Origin of the sequence: Streptomyces sp. NPDC021093 (assembly GCF_044333135.1) — a bacterium.
GTDB lineage: Bacteria > Actinomycetota > Actinomycetes > Streptomycetales > Streptomycetaceae > Streptomyces.
In genome coordinates this window covers 593574-611556 of sequence record NZ_JBIRQJ010000004.1, presented here as the reverse complement: position 1 = coordinate 611556, position 17983 = coordinate 593574, and the positions used below count along the sequence as shown (strand labels likewise).

At 70.0% G+C, this 17983-nt stretch carries 14 protein-coding genes and 1 tRNA gene; 10 read left to right on the top strand and 5 right to left on the bottom strand.

Going from position 1 to position 17983, the window contains the following annotated elements; translation table 11 throughout:
* Positions 1–83: 83 nt before the first annotated feature.
* Both ACH4SP_RS15380 and ACH4SP_RS15375 read right to left on the bottom strand, forming a co-directional pair.
* Entirely contained in the window at positions 84–551 is a 468-nt protein-coding gene (locus ACH4SP_RS15380; RefSeq protein WP_398414771.1) for a RidA family protein, read from the bottom strand.
* On the bottom strand, positions 548–709 hold the full coding sequence (locus ACH4SP_RS15375; RefSeq protein WP_014178397.1) for a DUF4177 domain-containing protein: 162 nt from the start codon (positions 707–709) through the stop codon (positions 548–550). The genes ACH4SP_RS15380 and ACH4SP_RS15375 overlap by 4 nt, the downstream gene beginning before the upstream one ends.
* Positions 710–791: 82 nt before the next feature.
* On the opposite strand from ACH4SP_RS15375, the gene ACH4SP_RS15370 reads away from it, so the two are divergent.
* Both ACH4SP_RS15370 and ACH4SP_RS15365 read left to right on the top strand, forming a co-directional pair.
* Entirely contained in the window at positions 792–1790 is a 999-nt protein-coding gene (locus tag ACH4SP_RS15370) for an ArsA-related P-loop ATPase (protein WP_362420637.1), read from the top strand.
* Positions 1787–3145, top strand: coding sequence for an ArsA family ATPase (locus tag ACH4SP_RS15365; RefSeq protein ID WP_398414768.1), 1359 nt, complete (start codon positions 1787–1789; stop codon positions 3143–3145). Before ACH4SP_RS15370 ends, ACH4SP_RS15365 begins: the two co-directional genes overlap by 4 nt.
* 15 nt (positions 3146–3160) lie before the next feature.
* Here ACH4SP_RS15365 and ACH4SP_RS15360 read toward each other — a convergent pair whose 3' ends face one another.
* Positions 3161–3508, bottom strand: coding sequence for a WhiB family transcriptional regulator (locus ACH4SP_RS15360; RefSeq protein ID WP_398414766.1), 348 nt, complete (start codon positions 3506–3508; stop codon positions 3161–3163).
* Between the two features lie 365 nt (positions 3509–3873).
* Between ACH4SP_RS15360 and ACH4SP_RS15355 the strand changes: the two genes are divergently transcribed.
* Positions 3874–6132, top strand: coding sequence for a transglycosylase domain-containing protein (locus tag ACH4SP_RS15355; protein ID WP_398414764.1), 2259 nt, complete (start codon positions 3874–3876; stop codon positions 6130–6132).
* A 197-nt stretch (positions 6133–6329) separates the two neighbouring features.
* On the opposite strand, the gene ACH4SP_RS15350 is transcribed toward ACH4SP_RS15355, so the two are convergent.
* The gene (locus ACH4SP_RS15350; protein WP_398414762.1) at positions 6330–6806 is read right to left on the bottom strand and encodes a GatB/YqeY domain-containing protein; all 477 of its coding nucleotides are present in this window, start codon (positions 6804–6806) and stop codon (positions 6330–6332) included.
* Positions 6807–6905: 99 nt separating this feature from the next.
* On the opposite strand from ACH4SP_RS15350, the gene ACH4SP_RS15345 reads away from it, so the two are divergent.
* The 6 genes from ACH4SP_RS15345 to ACH4SP_RS15320 all read left to right on the top strand — a co-directional run bounded on the left by ACH4SP_RS15345 (position 6906) and on the right by ACH4SP_RS15320 (position 15930).
* The gene (locus ACH4SP_RS15345) at positions 6906–7853 is read left to right on the top strand and encodes a metallophosphoesterase (protein WP_398414760.1); all 948 of its coding nucleotides are present in this window, start codon (positions 6906–6908) and stop codon (positions 7851–7853) included.
* Between the two features lie 122 nt (positions 7854–7975).
* Entirely contained in the window at positions 7976–8713 is a 738-nt protein-coding gene (locus ACH4SP_RS15340) for a Pr6Pr family membrane protein (protein WP_398414758.1), read from the top strand.
* 30 nt (positions 8714–8743) lie between these two features.
* Positions 8744–8817: transfer RNA gene (locus ACH4SP_RS15335), tRNA-Pro, on the top strand.
* Positions 8818–9272: 455 nt separating this feature from the next.
* Complete coding sequence (locus ACH4SP_RS15330; protein ID WP_398414756.1) at positions 9273–13436, top strand: AAA family ATPase; 4164 nt, start codon at positions 9273–9275, stop codon at positions 13434–13436.
* 560 nt (positions 13437–13996) lie between these two features.
* Positions 13997–14761, top strand: a complete 765-nt coding sequence (locus ACH4SP_RS15325; RefSeq protein WP_398414754.1) for a glycosyltransferase family 2 protein — start codon at positions 13997–13999, stop codon at positions 14759–14761.
* Positions 14762–14979: 218 nt separating this feature from the next.
* Complete coding sequence (locus tag ACH4SP_RS15320) at positions 14980–15930, top strand: FkbM family methyltransferase (protein ID WP_398414752.1); 951 nt, start codon at positions 14980–14982, stop codon at positions 15928–15930.
* A gap of 130 nt (positions 15931–16060) precedes the next feature.
* On the opposite strand, the gene ACH4SP_RS15315 is transcribed toward ACH4SP_RS15320, so the two are convergent.
* Positions 16061–17302, bottom strand: coding sequence for an amidohydrolase family protein (locus ACH4SP_RS15315; RefSeq protein WP_398414750.1), 1242 nt, complete (start codon positions 17300–17302; stop codon positions 16061–16063).
* A 178-nt stretch (positions 17303–17480) separates the two neighbouring features.
* Between ACH4SP_RS15315 and ACH4SP_RS15310 the strand changes: the two genes are divergently transcribed.
* Entirely contained in the window at positions 17481–17930 is a 450-nt protein-coding gene (locus ACH4SP_RS15310) for a DoxX family protein (protein ID WP_398414748.1), read from the top strand.
* Positions 17931–17983: the final 53 nt, after the last annotated feature.

Genomic DNA, 17983 nt, shown 5'->3' with positions numbered 1-17983 from the left:
AACCGCCTCGATGTTCGAGAGGAAGTTGTATCCCGCACTCACCTGCAACCGGCTGTTCACGTGCCGAGGGTCAGGCCCGAGGGTCAGGCGCTGACGAGCTCCACCTGGATCTCGACCTCGACCGGAGCGTCCAGCGGCAGGACGGTCACGCCGACGGCGCTGCGGGCGTGCACGCCCTTGTCGCCGAGGACCTCGCCGAGCAGCTCGCTCGTGCCGTTGATCACCGCGGGCTGGCCGGTGAAGTCGGGGGCCGAGGCGACGAAGCCGACGACCTTCACGACGCGCGCGATGCGGTCCAGGTCACCGGCGACGGACTTCACGGCTGCCAGGGCGTTCAGCGCGCAGATCCGCGCCAGGTCCTTGGCCTCCTCGGGGGTGACCTCGGCACCGACCTTGCCGGTGACCGGCAGCGAGCCGTCCACCATCGGGAGCTGGCCCGCCGTGTAGACGTACACGCCGGACTGCACGGCCGGCTGGTACGCGGCGAGCGGCGGAACCACTGCCGGGAGGGTCAGGCCGAGCGAGGCGAGCTTCTCCTCGACGGCGCTCATGCGGCCTTCTCCCGCTTGAGGTAGGCCACCAACTGCTCGGGGTTGTTCGGCCCGGGCACGACCTGGACGAGCTCCCAGCCGTCCTCGCCCCAGGTGTCCAGAATCTGCTTCGTCGCGTGCACGAGAAGGGGCACGGTCGCGTATTCCCACTTGGTCATGCGGCCGACTGTAGTCGGTACGAGCGCGACGGAAGGACGGCCTCCTGATTGCGCCGCCGGGCGACTGGTTAGGCTCGATGGCGTGAGCAGGCTCCAGGTCGTCAGCGGCAAGGGCGGTACCGGCAAGACCACGGTCGCCGCAGCACTCGCGCTCGCCCTCGCCACCGAGGGCAAACGCACCCTCCTGGTGGAGGTCGAGGGCAGACAGGGCATCGCGCAGCTCTTCGAGACGGAAGCCCTTCCGTACGAGGAGCGCAAGATCGCTGTCGCGTCGGGCGGCGGGGAGGTGTACGCCCTCGCGATCGACGCCGAACGCGCGCTGCTGGACTACCTCCAGATGTTCTACAAACTGGGGGGCGCGGGACGCGCGCTGAAGAAGCTCGGCGCGATCGACTTCGCGACGACCATCGCGCCGGGGCTGCGGGACGTCCTGCTGACCGGCAAGGCCTGCGAGGCGGTCCGCCGACGGGACAAGAAGAACGCGTACGTCTACGACTACGTCGTCATGGACGCCCCGCCGACCGGCCGCATCACCCGCTTCCTGAACGTGAACGACGAGGTCGCGGGGCTGGCGAAGTTCGGCCCGATACACAACCAGGCGCAGGCCGTGATGCGGGTGCTCAAATCCCCCGAGACGGCGGTGCACTTCGTGACCCTCCTGGAGGAGATGCCGGTCCAGGAGACCGCCGACGGCATCGCCGAACTGCGGGCCGCCGAACTGCCCGTCGGCAAGGTCATCGTGAACATGGTCCGCCCGCACCTCGTGGACGAGGACGCCCTGCGCTCGGCGGCGGGCGAGCAGCGCACCGCGGTGGCACAGGCGCTGTCCCGGGCCGGTCTGGGCGGAGCACGGCGCGGCGGGCTCGCGGAGCGCCTGGTGGACCCGCTCCTGGAGCAGGCGGCGGAGCACGCGCAGCGGGTCGAGCTGGAGCGGGAGCAGCGGGCGGCGCTGGCCGGGCTGGGCCTGGACACGTACGAACTCCCGCTGCTGGGCGAGGGGTTGGACCTGGCCGGGCTCTACCGGCTGGCGGCGGCACTCCGCACCCACCTGGGTACGGACCGGGCAGGGAGGACGGCATGAGCACGGACAGGTCGCCGGGGACGGACGCGGCACCGGGCAAGGAGCCGACGCCGGTGGCGGACGCGGCTCCGGGGATGGACACGGCGCCGATGCTGGACGTCGACCCGCTGCTGGACGACCCGGCGACCCGCATCATCGTGTGCTGCGGGTCCGGCGGGGTCGGCAAGACGACCACGGCGGCCGCCCTGGGGGTACGGGCCGCGGAGCGCGGGCGGCGCGCGGTGGTGCTGACCATCGACCCGGCCCGCAGGCTCGCGCAGTCGATGGGCATCGACTCGCTCGACAACGTGCCGCGCCGGGTGAAGGGCGTCGACGACTCGGCCGGTGGCGAGCTGCACGCCATGATGCTCGACATGAAGCGCACCTTCGACGAGATCGTCGAGGCGCACGCGGACGCGGACCGGGCCCGCGCCATCCTGGAGAACCCCTTCTACCAGTCCCTGTCGGCCGGGTTCGCCGGTACGCAGGAGTACATGGCGATGGAGAAGCTGGGGCAGCTCAGGTCGCGGGACGAGTGGGACCTGATCGTCGTGGACACCCCGCCGAGCCGGTCGGCGCTGGACTTCCTGGACGCGCCGAAGCGGCTGGGGTCGTTCCTGGACGGAAAGTTCATCCGGGTGCTGATGGCGCCGGCGAAGGTGGGCGGCCGGGCCGGGATGAAGTTCCTCAACGTCGGCATGTCCATGATGACGGGCACGCTCAGCAAGCTGATGGGCGGTCAACTGCTGCGCGACGTCCAGACGTTCGTGGCAGCGATGGACACGATGTTCGGGGGGTTCCGGACGCGGGCGGACGCCACGTACCGGCTGCTCCAGGCGCCGGGCACGGCATTCCTGGTGGTTGCCGCCCCGGAGCGGGACGCGCTGCGCGAGGCGGCGTACTTCGTCGAGCGGCTCGCGGCGGAGGAGATGCCGCTGGCCGGCCTCGTACTGAACCGGGTGCACGGCAGCGGCGCCCCCCAGCTGTCGGCCGAGCGGGCGCTCGCCGCCGCAGAAAATCTTGGTGAGCGCGGCATTGTGGATCAGGGGGACGGGAATGCTGGAGTTCGTGGCTCCACGGCCGCCTCTCCCGAGACACCCCGAACCCCCCAGCATCCGGACGCAGTCGACGGCGTCGGGCAGTTGACCGCGGGTCTGCTGCGGCTGCACGCCGAACGCATGCAGGTGCTCGCGCGTGAACAGCGAACGCGCGACCGCTTCACCGCGCTCCACCCCGAAGTGGCAGTGACCGAGGTCGCCGCCCTTCCCGGGGACGTGCACGATCTGGCCGGACTGCGGGCCATCGGCGAGCGACTGGCGACCGGTCAGGCATCCCCGCCCGATCCGTCACCTTCCGCGCCGTCACCTTCGGCCTAGTCCGCCACGATTGGGCTAGCCCACCGCGGCGTACGTCTCCTCGTAGACCTCGTCCTCTTCGAGCACCGCGGGCAGGATTCCCGCACTGCGCTCGTACTCCGTGCGCGCGGTCTCCAGGAGCCTGCGCCACGAGGTGACCGTCGGACGCCTGCGCAGCAGTGCGCGGCGTTCCCGCTCCGTCATGCCACCCCACACGCCGAACTCGACGCGGTTGTCCAGCGCGTCCGCCAGGCACTCGGTCCGCACCGGACATCCGGTGCACACCGCCTTGGCCCGGTTCTGCGCCGCTCCTTGTACGAACAGTTCATCCGGATCGGTAGTGCGGCAGGCTGCCTGCGCACTCCAGTCGGTTACCCAGCCCATCCCGGCGCCGTCCTCTCCCGAATCGAGGCTCCCCCACGGCGGTAGCGGCATATTCACCGCTGCCAGTTGAGGACGTTACGGAAGGTGGGCACAGCGCAACACCCCCTTCGGGCCCAATCTTGAATGGCCCGAACGGACTATGCGTATGCGGCAGATCACCCAACGGAGTGAGCCAAGGACATGCGTCGTCTTCCCGACAAAACGGGACGGTTCAGCTGGGTCGCGGCGGTCTCGGGCACCTACCGCGGGAGCACTCGGACCGGCTCCCGCACCTTGATGCGGAACCGCACTGCTGTGACAGTTGAGAGCAGCTTAGGCCAGAGCCTTTACATGTGTCCGGCGAATGAGAACGTAGGCTGCCCCTCATGGCAAAAACGCGCTCGGGCGGGGGTCTCACACGGACCCAGCAGGCCGCCAAATTCCTCGGTGTCAGCGTGCTCTCCGGAGCCGTGCTGGCAGGCATCGCCCTGCCGGCCGCCGGCGCGCTCGGTCTCGCGGCCAAGGGCACGGTCGAGGGATTCGACACGATCCCGGCGAACCTCAAGCGCCCGCCGCTGAGCCAGCGCACCACCATCCTCGACAGCCAGGGCGGCAAGATCGCCACGGTGTACTCGCGCGACCGGACGGTTGTCCCGCTGAAGGACATCTCGCCGTACATGCAGAAGGCGATCGTCGCGATCGAGGACAACCGGTTCTACGAGCACGGCGCGGTCGACCTCAAGGGCATCCTGCGCGCGCTCAACCGGAACGTGCAGTCGGGCGGCACGGCGCAGGGCGCCTCCACCCTGACCCAGCAGTACGTGAAGAACGTCTTCGTCGAAGAGGCGGGCGACGACCCGGACAAGGTCGCCCAGGCCACCCAGCAGACCCTCGGCCGCAAGATCCGCGAGCTCAAGTACGCGATCCAGGTCGAGGAGGAGCTGGGCAAGAAGAAGATCCTGGAGAACTACCTCAACATCACCTTCTTCGGGCAGCAGGCGTACGGCGTCGAGGCGGCGTCGCAGCGGTACTTCAGCAAGCACGCCAAGGACCTCAAGCTCGAAGAGGCAGCGGTGCTGGCCGGCCTCGTCCAGTCGCCGACCCGGTACGACCCGGTCAACGACTCCGCCGAGGCCACCAAGCGCCGCAACATCGTGATCCAGCGGATGGCCGACATCCGCGAGATCTCGCCCGCGGAGGCGGCCAAGGCCAAGGCCGCCCCGCTGAAGCTCAAGGTGAGCAAGCCCAAGAACGGCTGCATCACCGCCGTCAGCGGCGCCGGGTTCTTCTGCGACTACGTCCGCGAGGTCTTCCTCAACGACCCGGTCTTCGGCAAGACCAAGGAGGACCGGGCCAAGGTCTGGAACCAGGGCGGACTGACCGTCCGTACGACCATGGACCCGAAGGCCCAGGAGTCCACGCAGGCCTCCATCAAGGATCACGTCTACAAGAGCGACAAGGTCGCGACGGCCGTCACGCTGGTCGAGCCGGGCTCCGGCAAGATCCTCGCGATGGGTCAGTCCAAGCCGTACGGCTTCGGCACCAACGAGACCCAGATCAACTACTCGGTCGACAAGGGAATGGGCGGCTCGAACTTCGGCTTCCCGACCGGCTCGACCTTCAAGCCGTTCCTCGCGGCGGCCGCGCTGGAGCAGGGCAGGCCGCCGACGCAGGTCTATTCGGCGCCGTACCAGATGCCGTACCCCGACCGTCTGACGACGTGCAGCGGCAAACCGTGGCTCAACACCGACGGGGCCAAGCTGGAGAACGAGGACGAGAGCGAGGTCGGCCCGTACGCGCTCAAGGAGGCGATGGGCAAGTCCGTCAACACGTACTTCGTCCAGATGCTCCAGGACATCGGGATGTGCCCGATCTCGCAGCTGAGCGAGAAGATCGGCCTGCTCCAGGGCAACGGCACGAAGATCCCCGAGGTGCCGTCCTCGCTGACCCTCGGTTCCACCGGTGTCTCGCCGCTGCGGATGGCCAGCTCCTACGCGGCCTTCGCCAACCGGGGCACGTACTGCACGCCGATCGCCATCCAGTCGATCACCGGTCCCGGCGGCAAGGCCCTCCCGGTCCCGAAGACCTCGTGCTCGCTGGCGATGGCCGAGCAGACCGCGGACACCATCAACACGCTGCTGCGCGGAGTGGTCGACTCCGGTACGGGTAAGGAAGCCGGGCTCAAGGACGGCCGCGACAACGCGGGCAAGACCGGTACGACCGACGCCCGCAAGAACGCCTGGTTCGTCGGCTACACCTCGAACCTGTCCGGCGCGGTCTGGGTCGGCAGCCCCTCCCAGCAGGTGGAGATGGAGGACATCACCATCGGCGGCCGCTACCAGCCGAAGGTGTACGGAGGCCAGGTCCCCGGCCCCATCTGGAAGGACGCGATGACCGGCGCCCTGGACGGCAAGGGGTCACCGGACTTCAAGACCGTCGACATCCCGGACCCCGAGAAGGACAAGAAGGACAAAGACAAGAACAAGGACAAGGACAAGAACCGGCCCGGCGGCGACAACAAGCCCCCGAAGGGCGACCCGGGCCAGGACTCCGGTGGCGACAACGGCGGCGACCACGGTGGGGACAACGGCGACGGCGGTGGCGGCGGCGGCTGGGACGACATCCTCGGCGGCAACTGGCCGTGAGCCGGGGGAGCCGGTGGGCCGAGGGAAGCCGGTGAGCCGGTGAGCCGGTAGGCATACCGCACAGGCCGCACAGGCCGCACAGAAGGAGAGGGTTCCACCCGGTGTCGGGTGGAACCCTCTCCTCGTACAGCCGCGAGCTACGGGCTACGTGCTGCGAGCCACGGCTGCGAGCCACGTGCCGCGAGCAGCCGCCCGCCTCAGCCCGCCAGGAGCTGCTTCACCGTCGCGGCGACCCGGCCGCCCTCGGCGCGGCCCGCGACCTTCGGGTTGACGATCTTCATGACCGCACCCATCGCGCGCGGCCCCTCGGCGCCCTGCGCCTTCGCCTCCTCGACGGCCCCCGCCACGATCGCGGTCAGCTCGTCGTCGCTCAGCTGCTGCGGCAGGTACGTCGCGAGGATCTCGCCCTCGGCCTTCTCCCGCGCGGCCTGCTCCGGCCGGTCGCCCTTGGCGAAGGCGTCGGCCGCCTCGCGGCGCTTCTTCGCCTCCTTGGCGATCACCTTCTCGACCTCGGCGTCGGAGAGCTCACGGGCCTCCTTGCCCGACACCTCCTCGACCTGAACGGCGGCGAGGGTGAGCCGGAGCGTGGAGGAGCGGAGCTCGTCACGCGCCCGGATCGCGGCGGTGAGGTCTTCCTTCAGCTGGGACTTGAGCTGGGACTTGGGCGTGGTCATGGCGCAAGTGTGGCAGGTCGTACGGCCTCGCCGCCCGCACATTTCCACCGGCGGCCCTGCTCGGCGCCCGGCCCCGTACCGGTCTGCGACGATGGGCTTATGCGCGCACGTTACGGAGTACCCCTGGGAATCACGGCCGTTGGGGCGGCCGGACTCGCCTACGCAGCAGGGTTCGAGGCACGCTCCTTCCGGCTCCGACGGGTGACGGTCCCCGTCCTGCCACCGGGCGCGAAGCCCCTGCGGGTACTCCAGGTCTCGGACATCCACATGGTGAGCGGGCAGCGCAAGAAGCAGCGCTGGCTCCAGTCCCTCGCCGGTCTGCGCCCCGACTTCGTCGTCAACACCGGCGACAACCTCTCCGACCCGGAGGGCGTGCCGGAGGTGCTGGACGCACTCGGTCCGCTCATGCAGTTCCCCGGCGTGTACGTCTTCGGCTCCAACGACTACTACGGCCCGAAGCCGCGCAACCCCGCCCGCTACCTGCTCGAAAAGATCCAGGGCAAGCACGGCCTCAACGGCAACCCGCCCGTCGTCGGCGCCGTCCACAACCCCTGGGAAGACCTCCGCGACGGCTTCGACGCCGCCGGCTGGGTCAACCTCACCAACACCCGCGGCAACCTCAAGCTCCCCACCGCGGACGGCTTCGACCTCGCCTTCACCGGCCTCGACGACCCGCACATCAAGCGCGACCGGTACGCCGAGGTCGAGGGCGGCCCGGACGCCTCCGCCGACTTCTCGATCGCCGTGGTCCACGCCCCGTACCTGCGCGCCCTGGACGCCTTCACCGCGGACGGCTACCCGCTCGTCCTCGCCGGTCACACCCACGGCGGCCAGCTCTGCATCCCCTTCTACGGCGCCCTGGTCACCAACTGCGACCTGGACACCGACCGCGTCAAGGGCCTCTCCACACACCTGGCCGGCGGCCACCGCTCGTACCTCCACGTCTCGGCGGGTTGCGGCACCAACCGCTACACGCCGGTCCGCTTCGCGTGCCCTCCGGAGGCCACCCTCCTGACTCTGACCCCGGGACCTGGCCCCCGCGCCTGACCCTCCGGGCCTGAGCTCCGCACCGGCCCTCGGAGCCTGACCTCCAAGGGCCGGGACCCGGGGACCGGGACCGCCCCTTGGGCCGCCCCCATATCCGGACGAACTGGCCTACCGTGGGGATCATGACCGCCCCGACCCCCACGGGCGTGCCCGCCTCAGCAGTCGTGCCGCCCCGCCGCCGCCCGTACGCCGCCGTCTTCCGCGCGCTCCTGTGCGCGGCGGCCGTCACCGGCATCGTGATCGACCTGACCATCGGCGACCCCCTGGTCGTCCCGGTCTACTTCACGATCCAGTCCAACGCCCTGCTCGCGCTCACCCTCGGCTGGTCGGCGGTCCGCGCCTGGAAAGGCCGCCCGCCCCTCTCCCCCCGCCTGACCGGTGGCGCGCTCCTCTTCATCGTCATCACCGGCCTCGTCTACCACCTGATCCTGGCCAACGACTCCAGCGGCTTCTCCATGACCGGCGACCCCGAGCACACGATCACCGGCTGGCGCACCGTCTCCAACCAGCTGCTCCACACCGTCACCCCGATCGGCGCGGTCCTGGAGTGGCTCCTGTTCACCGCCCCCGGCGGCCTTCTCTTCCGGTACGCGGCCCAGTGGCTCCTCTACCCCGCCGCCTACCTGGCCTTCGCCCTGGTCCGAGGCGCCGCCCTCGACCCCGGCGCCGAGGCCCGCTACCCGTACCCCTTCCTGGACGCCGCCCGCCACGGCTACGCCGGCATCGCCACGAATGCCCTGGTCCTCGGCCTGGTCTTCTACTCCCTCGCCCTGGCCCTGGTCGCGCTGGACCACGTCCGCCCCCACCTGAGAGGCCGCGAAAACCGGATTTCGCCTACGCGCGCCGGTGGGCTAAAGTAATCGATGTCGCCACGGCAACGCGGTGGACATCGGGGTGTAGCGCAGCTTGGCAGCGCGCTTCGTTCGGGACGAAGAGGTCGTGGGTTCAAATCCCGCCACCCCGACAGCTGAAATACAAGATCAGGCCTGGTCTTCCTTCTGGGAAGGCCGGGCCTGATTTGTATTCCGGAGCCGCTCGGGACGAGTCATCTGCACGCGGCCGCACACACGCCCACCTGCACGCGCCACATCGTTGTGCACGCGCCACATCGTTCGGTACCGGTCCCTCCCCTGTGGGGACCGGTACCGAACGATGTGGCGGCGGCGTCAATCCGCGCCGGATCGGCGTCAGCGCGGTTCGAGGAAGTGCAGCCTCATAGAGGCACCCCTCCGGGCTTCGCACTGGTGGCCTACTCTGACGCTGCGCGGTCGGATCACTACCGGAAGGCGATCCTGCCAGTAGGACCTCCCAGCGAGGAAGCTCCACCTTCATCCGGATGACATAACCGCAGGTCAGAGGCGCAGAGTGAGTTTTCCGGTCCGGATGTCCGGGTGTGAGGGAAGTAAAAGGAAGTAAGGGGTGGAGGCCTTGAGTTCCGACCCAGGGGCGCGCAGAGCCTTCGCGGAACGGCTCGCGCTGTTGTACAAGGAAGCCGGTAACCCTCCCCTCCAGCGCGTGGCCGAGGCGGTCGTCCGACTTCAGCGGGTCGACGAACGAGGGCGGCCCGTGCGGGTGTCCGCCCAACGGATCAGCGACTGGCGACGGGCCAAGAACGTACCCGCCCAGTTCGCCGCCCTCGCGGCGGTGCTGCACATCCTGATCCCCGAAGCACGGCGAGAACGTCCCGCGCCGGTGTCCCCGGGGCTGTACGAGATGGCCCAGTGGCAGCTCCTGTGGGACCGCGCGGTGGCCGACCCGGTCGCCGGCCGCGCCGCCGCGGCGTCCGCGGAGGACGAGGAACGGCTGCAGGCCGAAGCCGCGACCGCCCCCGGTGTCTGCCCGTACCGGGGGCTGGCTTCGTACCGGCAGCAGGACGCCCGATGGTTCTTCGGCCGCGAGCGGAGCACGGAGGCCCTCGTGGCCCAGCTCCGTGCGGCGGAGAAGACGGGTGGCCTGGTCATGCTCGTGGGCGCCTCAGGGGCGGGGAAGTCCTCGCTCCTGAACGCCGGTCTGGTGCCCACGCTGCGGAACGGCGTGCTGAGCGACGAGAGCGGGCAGGCAGGTCCGGTGCTGCAGTTCGTACCGGGAGGCGATCCGCTCGCGGAGCTGACCCGCCACATACCCGAGCTTGCGCAGGCCGTCTCCGCCGTGGCGGCACCGGAGGCACCGGCGGCGCAGGAGCCAGGAACGCCGCGATTCGGGCACGGGGCGCAGGAGCCAGGTACGCCGCAGTTCGCGCACGCGGTGCGGGAGCCGGGTACGCCGCGATTCGCGCACACGGCACAGGAGCCGGGTACTCCGCAATTCGCGCACGCGGTGCGGGAGTCCGTCACCGCATGGGCGCGGCGCGCGACGTCCTCCACCACCCGTCCGGTCATCATCGTGGACCAGTTCGAGGAAGCGCTCACCCTCTGCTCCGACGAGGCGGACAGGCGTACCTTCATCCAGCTCCTCCACGCCGCGTGCTCCCCCGCCGACTCCGCCGACCCCGACCCCGACCCCGACTCCGACCCCGCTCCCGCTCCCGCGCTCGTGGTCCTCGGTCTGCGGGCCGACTTCTACGAGCAGTGCCTCCGGCACCCCGAGCTGGCCGACGCGTTGCAGCACCGGCACATGGTGCTCGGGCCGCTGACCCACTCCGAGTTGCGCGACGCGATGACCGGCCCTGCCAAGGCCGTGGGGCTGGAACTCGAACCCGGCCTCGCGGAGCTGATCGTCCGGGAGGTGAGCACGGACGGTCCCCACGGCGCACACGACGCGGGGGTGCTGCCGCTCCTCTCCCACGCCCTGCTGGCCACCTGGCAGCGGCGGAAGACGGGACGGCTGACGCTGGCCGGCTACCGCGCGGCGGGCGGCATCCAGGGAGCGGTGGCGGCGACCGCCGAGCGTGCCTGGTCCGGCCTCGATCCGGCGGCGCGCACGGCCGCGAGGCTGCTCCTGCTCAGGCTGGTCCGGCTGGGCGAAGACACCCGGGCCACCCGTAGGCGGGGGACTCGGCGCCAGCTCACAGAGGAGTCAACGGCACCCGACAAGACGGAGGAATCTCTCGAAGCGCTGGTGCACGCCCGCCTGGTGACGCTCGACGCGGACACCGTGGAGATCACGCATGAAGCGCTGCTGCACGCCTGGCCACGCCTGCGCGACTGGATCGACGAGGACAGGGCCGGGCACCTGCTGCGCCAGCGCATCGAGGAGGACGGCAAGTCGTGGGAGGAGTCCGCCCGCGACACGGCACTGCTCTACCGGGGTTCCCGGCTGGAGCAGGCCAGGGCATGGGCGAAGTCGGCGGGTGACACCTTCCTGACCCGGGGCGCGGTGGATTTCCTGGCCGCCTCGGCCAGGCTGCGCAGGCGCACGGTCTGGATCGCCCGCGGGGCGGTGGCGGCTCTGGTCGTCCTGGCGATGGTGGCCGTGTCCTCGGCGGTGGTCGCGTGGAAGCAGCGGGACGACGCGGTGTTCCAGCAGGTGGTCGCGGAGGCCGACCGCGCCCAGTACACGGATCCGTCGCTGTCCGCCCAACTCGGCCTGGTGGCACACCGCTTGCGGCCGGACGACGAGGCGACCAAGAACCGGCTGATCTCGATCGTGAACGCGCCGCTGGCCACGCCGATACTCGGCCACACCGGTGCCGTCTACCTCACCTCGTTCAGCCCGGACGGGCGCACTCTGGCCACTGCCAGCTACGACCGGACCGTTCGGCTGTGGGACGTCACGGAGCCGTCGCGGCCCAGACGCCTGGGCAACCCCCTCACCAGCCACACGAGCTGGGTGAGCAGCGCGGTCTTCAGTCCGGACGGCAGCACTCTCGCCAGCGCTTCGGACGACGGCACGATCAGGCTGTGGGACGTTCGGGATCCCCGCCACCCGCGCCCGCTGGGCCAGCCCCTGGCCGGCCGCGGCGGGACGATCTATCTGGTCGCCTTCAGCCCGGACGGGCGCACTCTGGCCACCGCCAACGACGACCACAGCGTCCGCCTGTGGAACGTGGCGGACCCGGGCCGGCCGACGGCGCTCGGCGCACTGACGGGACACACCGCCGCGGTACGTTCCGTGGCCTTCAGCCGTGACGGGCGGACGCTGGCCGCCGGGGGTGACGACGGGACGATCAGGCTGTGGGACATGGCCGATCCACGTCGCCCGGAGCCGCTGGACAGGGTGCTGACCGGCCACACGAGCACGGTGCACTCCGTGGCCTTCGGCCCCGACGGACGCACTCTCGCCAGCGGGGGCTCGGACGACACCGTCCGGCTCTGGAACGTGGCCGACCCACGTCGCGCGAAACCGCTCGGCGCGCCGCTCACCGACCACACGGGACCCATCTGGTCGGTGGCCTTCAACCCCGACGGAACCATGCTCGCGGCCGCCAGCGCGGACAGTACGGCGAGTCTGTGGAACGTCAGCGACCCGGCGCATCCCTCGCAGGTCGGCGAGCCTCTCGCAGGCAGCAGCGGGGAGATGTACGCCCTCGGCTTCAGCCCCGACGGACGCACCCTCGCCACCGGCACCGGCGACAACAAGGTCCGCCTGTGGTCGATGCCGACGGCGGACATGATCGGGCGGATCGGAGCGTTCCGCCCCGACGGGAGGGTGCTCGCCACCGCCGCGCGCGACGAGCAGGTCCGGCTGTGGAACGTAGAGCGTCCCCACCGGCCCGTGTCGCTGGGCAAACCGTTCAGACCCGGGGAGGGGGACGTGCGCTCGCTGGTGTTCTCCCCCGACGGCCGCACGCTCGCCGTACTGACGGGACGCCGTGCCGTACAGCTGTGGAACGTCACCGATCCGGCCAGGCCCGTCCCCCACGGGCCGCCCGTCGCGCTGCTGACACGATTCGCGGGCCCCCACGCTCTGGCCTTCAGCCCGGACGGACGCACGCTGGCAACCGCCCATGCCGACCGCACCATCCAGTTGTGGGACGTCAGCGACCCGGCCCGTCTGGTTCCGCTCGCCGCGCCGCTCACCGGGCACAAGGGCTACGTCAACTCCCTCGTCTTCAGCACGGACGGGCGGGCTCTCGCCAGTGGCAGCGCGGACGGCACCATCCGGCTCTGGGACGTGACCGACCCCGGTCGCGCCGCCCGGCTCGGCACTCCTCTGGCGGGGCACCTGGGCCCCGTCAACACGCTCGCCTTCAGCTCGGACAGCCGCACCCTGGCCAGCGGCAGTGACGACGGCACGGTCCAGCTCTGGAACATCACCAACCCCCTCAGGACCGACCGGCCGGAGACCTCCCTCACCGGCCACACCGATGCCATCGTGTCCCTGACGTTCAGCCAGGACGGTCGCACCCTGGCCAGCGGCGGCAACGACAACACGGTCCGTCTCTGGGACGTCACCCACCCGTCCAGCGCCTCTCCCATCGGCCAGTCGATGAGCCCCAACGCCAAGACGGGCAGCTTCCTGTCGTTCAGCCCCCAGGGCCGCTTGCTCGGCGTTTCGAGCGGCACCGATACCGTCCGGCTGTGGAACTTGGACACCGACGAGGCCATCCGCCGCATTTGCTCCACCACTCGGAGCGTTCTGACACGGGAAAGGTGGCTCGACTATCTTCCCCGCATTTCGTACGAGTCGCCCTGCGGCGAGTAACGCTGCACCGTCTCTCCCCCGCGGATCGCGGTACGTGATCCCGATCACAACCCCTCATTACGACAGGGGAGTTGACTATCCCTGCACAGGTGGCCTTGTTACGGTTGGATACAGCCCGGTCGCTGGTGCATCCCCCGTCGCCAGCGACCGGGCGTTCTCATGCCCTCGTCGTACGGTGGCCGGCGCGAGCCCTTCGCTCAACAGGGCATTCCGTCGCACGGTGCTTTTCAGCACGGCACGCGGCCACCGTGAGTTGAACGCCGCGGCATTCGCCGTATCCCCACTCCTTTTCCTATTCGGCGAGTCGGGCCGCTCCCCGAATGCGGTCCGGCAGCCGGGCCCCGGGCCTGGCGTTCCTCGAAGAGGGCGATGCCCCCTGCCGGACACGGCACTCCGTTTGATGGGTCGTACGCTGATCGGCGGCGGACGACAGGACGGTGGACTCTCGCATGGCAGTGGCGTACGGGACGAGCGACCGGGTGGTTGAGCTGTCCGACCTCATGCTCCCCGGCGACCGCACGGAAATGCTGTTCACGACTCCCGCGGAAAGGTGGTGAGCCGTGACCCGGCGCATCATCGTCGTCACGGCCGTGCACGCGCCCTCGGCGCACTTCCTGCCGGACGCGTACAAGTCGCTCCGCGACCAGGAGTTGCCCGAGGGCTGGGAGTGGCACTGGCTCGTCCAGGAGGACGGCGAGGGCGACCAGGTCGCCCCCCACGTCCCCCGGGACGAACGGGTGACCTTCCGACAGGGACGACGGGGCGGGCCCGGAGTGGCACGCACCATCGCCCTCGCCCACGCGGACGGCGAGTACGTCAAGGTCCTGGACGCCGACGACCGGCTGGCACCCGGCGTCCTGGCCCGCGACCTGGCGGCGCTCGAAACGGACCGGAGCATCGGCTGGGCGACGTCGCGCGTGCTCGACCTGCTGCCCGACGGCTCGACCGCCGGCTTCCCCGGCGACCCCGGGCCAGGACCCATCGAGCGGGGCGAAGTACTCGACTTCTGGCGGGCCAACGGCTTCCGCGCTTCGGTCCACCCGGCGACGCTCTTCGTCCGCCGTGACCTCCTGGTCGCGCTGGGCGGCTGGATGGCACTGCCGGCCTCGGAGGACACGGGACTGCTGCTCGCCCTCAACTCCGTTGCCCGCGGCTGGTTCTCCGCCGAGGTGGGGCTCCACTACCGCAAGTGGGAGGGGCAGGTGACCGGCCAGGCCGCCCACGTCGACGCTGCCGAGCGCGATGCGCGCATGGCTGTCGTGGAAGCCCGCGCCCGTTCACTGGGCTCCTTCCAGTGGCGTTACCCGGTCGGCCCGACCGACTGACCGTACCGATCAGTTCTGGCGGCGTTCGAGGCGTTGGACAGGACGGGGCGGTACCAGCTGATCCTCCCGCTCCTCCAGGCGCTCACGCAGGAGGCGCGGGAAGCCCGGTCGGCCGGTGCGCTGCGGAAGTCGGCGGGCGGGAGCACGGAGGAACGAGCGAGGTGGAGCGGGACCGGGGGATCTTGCCGCTGCCGGGGCGGGCCCGTACGGTCACGAGCATGCTTCCTGCTGCCGCTCCGTCGATCTCGGAGCTGATGGTCACCCTCGGCCGCGGTTACGTACGCAACGCCCCTGGGTCGCTGCTCAAAGGGCTGATCACGGCCAGGTACCTCAATCCTCATCTGCGCGACCGTCCCCGGCAGCGGGTCGTAGCGGCCCGCTTCGACGCCCGGACCGATGCCCGGTTCGCGGTCGACACCCGCGACCTCATTCAGCGCTTCCTCCACCTCTTCGGGGTGTGGGAGCCGCACATGACCCGGTGGCTGCAGGGCCGTCTGAAGCCCGGCGACGTGCTGGTGGACGTCGGCGCCAACGTGGGCTACTTCGCCGTCCTCGGTTCACGTCTCGTCGGCAGCTCCGGCCGAGTGGTCGCCATCGAGGCCTCTCCCGCCTTCCACCGCAGGGTGCTGCAGCACATCGAGCTCAATGGCTGCGAGAACGTCCGCGCAGTCAACAGCGCCGTCGCCGACAGCCGCAGGACCCTGACCTTCGTGCTCGCGAGCTCGCACAACATGGGCGCCAACAGCATCGTCCCGTACGACGGGCCCGCCGAGTCGTCCTTCGACATGGAGGCGCACCCGCTGCCCGAGCTCCTGGAGCCGGACGAGCTCTCCCGGGCCCGCGTCATCAAGATCGACGTCGAAGGCGCGGAAGGCGGTGTCGTACGCGGGCTCGCCCCGGCCCTCGCGCTCGGCAGGCTGCGTCAGGACGTGGAGATCGCGGTGGAGGTCACGCCCGAGCGGATGGCCAAGGTGGGTGACTCCGTGGAGGAGTTGCTGGAGACGATGCGGGAGCACGGCTTCCACACGTACCGGCTGCCCAGCGACTACAAGCCCGAGAGCTATCCGCTCGCCCTGCGTCACCCCGTCGCTCCCGTGCGGTGGCGGGGGCCGATCGTCGGCGAGTGCGAGCTGGTCTTCTCGCGCATCGACGCGGAGGAGTTGACCTGACGTCGGACGGCTGGCCTGACGTCGGGTGGTTGGCCTGACGTCGGACGGCTGCCCGTCCGGCGCGATGCGCTTCCGCCCTTCTCCCGCGCCGCCGCCTCCCACCGACGGACGAGCGCCGTTCCCCGACCGCTCACGCCGCCCCGGTCTCCACCTTCCGATCGCGGTCGAACGACAGGTCCAGCATCCGAATGGCGTTGCCGCGCAGCAGCTTGTACGCCACGTCCTCCGGCAGATGTCCGACATGGTCCTCGGCCACCTGCTTCGTGTGCGGCCAGGTCGAGTCGACGTGCGGGTAGTCGGTCTCGAAGGTCGCGTTGTTCACGCCGACCGTCTCGATCGCCTCGATCCCGTGCTTGTCCCGGAAGAAGCAGCAGAAGATCTGCCGGTAGTAGTACAGGGACGGCGGCTCCGGGATCAGGTCCTTGACCCCGCCCCACGCGCGGTGCTCCTCCCACACGTCGTCCGCGCGCTCCAGGGCGTACGGGATCCAGCCCATCTGCCCCTCGCTGTACGCCAGTTTGAGCCGCGGGAACTTCACCAGGACGCCGGAGAAGAGGAAGTCCATCATCGACGCCATCGCGTTGTTGAAGGAGAGCGAGGCCTGGACCGCCGGCGGGGCGTCGGGGGAGGCGGCGGGCATCTGTGACGACGAGCCGATGTGCATGTTGACGACCGTGCCCGTCTCCTCGCACGCGGCGAAGAACGGGTCCCAGTAGCCGGAGTGGATCGACGGCAGCCCGAGGTGGGTCGGGATCTCGCTGAAGGTGACCGCGCGGACGCCGCGGGCGGCGTTGCGCTTGATCTCGGCAACGGCGAGGTCGATGTCCCAGAGCGGGATCAGGCACAGCGGGATCAGCCGGCCGCCGCTGTCGCCGCACCACTCCTCGACCATCCAGTCGTTGTACGCCCGGACGCAGGCCAGCCCCACCTCCTTGTCCTTGGCCTCGGCGAAGGTCTGCCCACAGAAGCGCGGGAAGGTGGGGAAACAGAGCGAGGCCTCGACGTGGTTGAGGTCCATGTCCGCCAGGCGGGCCTTCGGATCCCAGCAGCCGCGCCGCATCTGCTCCCGCGTGATGCCGTCGAGCGTCATCTCGTCGCGGGAGAAGCCGACGGCCGCGATGATGCGCTTGTACGGGAAGAACAGGCCCTCGTACTCCCACCAGTCGGTGGTCTGGCCGTTCGGGTCGGTGTGGAACCGGTACCTCCCACCGACGTACTCCAGCTCGCCGATGCCGGCGGTGAAGGGCTTCGGGCCCTTGTCGCGGTACTTCTTCGGCAGCCATGTGTCGAAGAGGTGCGCGGGCTCGATCACGTGGTCGTCCACGCTGATGACCTTGGGGATCTCCCTTGTGCCGCTCTCGTTGCCAACCACGCTGTACCCCCAGTTGCTCGCCGGTTCAACCGACTCGAATCTGACGACCCATCAGTTGGAGGTTAGGGGTTCCCCCTCCAAGCGACAAGGAGGAGCAGGCAACTTGCCCCCTTGCGAGATCGCACAACCTCCGCTGAACTGACGCACCATCAGTTCTGGCGGGAGTGAGGGGTACGAGGTGGAGACGATCTGGCTCAGCGGGGCCGAGTGGCTGGCGGTCCTTCGCATTGGCCTCGGCCTGTGGTGGCTGGAGAGCTGGCGGCACAAGGACAAGAAGACCTGGTTCACCGGCGGAGGCATCGCATGGGCGGAGGGCATCGCGGCCGACCACCGCTGGCCGTTCGTACGCCATGGGTTCGACCGGATCGTGAAGCCGCGCCCGCGCCCGATGGCCTACCTCGTCGCGTACGCGGAACTCGCCCTCGGACTCGGCCTGATCGCCGGCTTCCTGACACCGATCGCGCTCGTCTGCGGTCTGATCCTCAACCTGATCTATCTGGTGCTGATGATCCACGACTGGGGCGAGCAGGGGCAGAACCTGATGATGGCGCTGATCTCGGCGGTGGGGCTGTTCGCGATGTGCTGGCAGAGCTGGTCGCTCGACAGCGCCCTGGGGTTGTTCACCTAGGGCCTGTCCGCGGGCGCCCGCATCGAGGTCTCCGAGCGATTGCTCTGGCCTGT

Coding starts and splice junctions, on each gene's coding strand:
- ACH4SP_RS15375 (WP_014178397.1), bottom strand. CDS start 709: ATGACCAAGTGGGAATACGCGACCGTGCCCCTTCTCGTGCACGCGACG.
- ACH4SP_RS15350 (WP_398414762.1), bottom strand. CDS start 6,806: ATGACCACGCCCAAGTCCCAGCTCAAGTCCCAGCTGAAGGAAGACCTC.
- ACH4SP_RS15340 (WP_398414758.1), top strand. CDS start 7,976: ATGACCGCCCCGACCCCCACGGGCGTGCCCGCCTCAGCAGTCGTGCCG.
- ACH4SP_RS15355 (WP_398414764.1), top strand. CDS start 3,874: ATGGCAAAAACGCGCTCGGGCGGGGGTCTCACACGGACCCAGCAGGCC.
- ACH4SP_RS15320 (WP_398414752.1), top strand. CDS start 14,980: ATGCTTCCTGCTGCCGCTCCGTCGATCTCGGAGCTGATGGTCACCCTC.
- ACH4SP_RS15345 (WP_398414760.1), top strand. CDS start 6,906: ATGCGCGCACGTTACGGAGTACCCCTGGGAATCACGGCCGTTGGGGCG.
- ACH4SP_RS15380 (WP_398414771.1), bottom strand. CDS start 551: ATGAGCGCCGTCGAGGAGAAGCTCGCCTCGCTCGGCCTGACCCTCCCG.
- ACH4SP_RS15365 (WP_398414768.1), top strand. CDS start 1,787: ATGAGCACGGACAGGTCGCCGGGGACGGACGCGGCACCGGGCAAGGAG.
- ACH4SP_RS15360 (WP_398414766.1), bottom strand. CDS start 3,508: ATGGGCTGGGTAACCGACTGGAGTGCGCAGGCAGCCTGCCGCACTACC.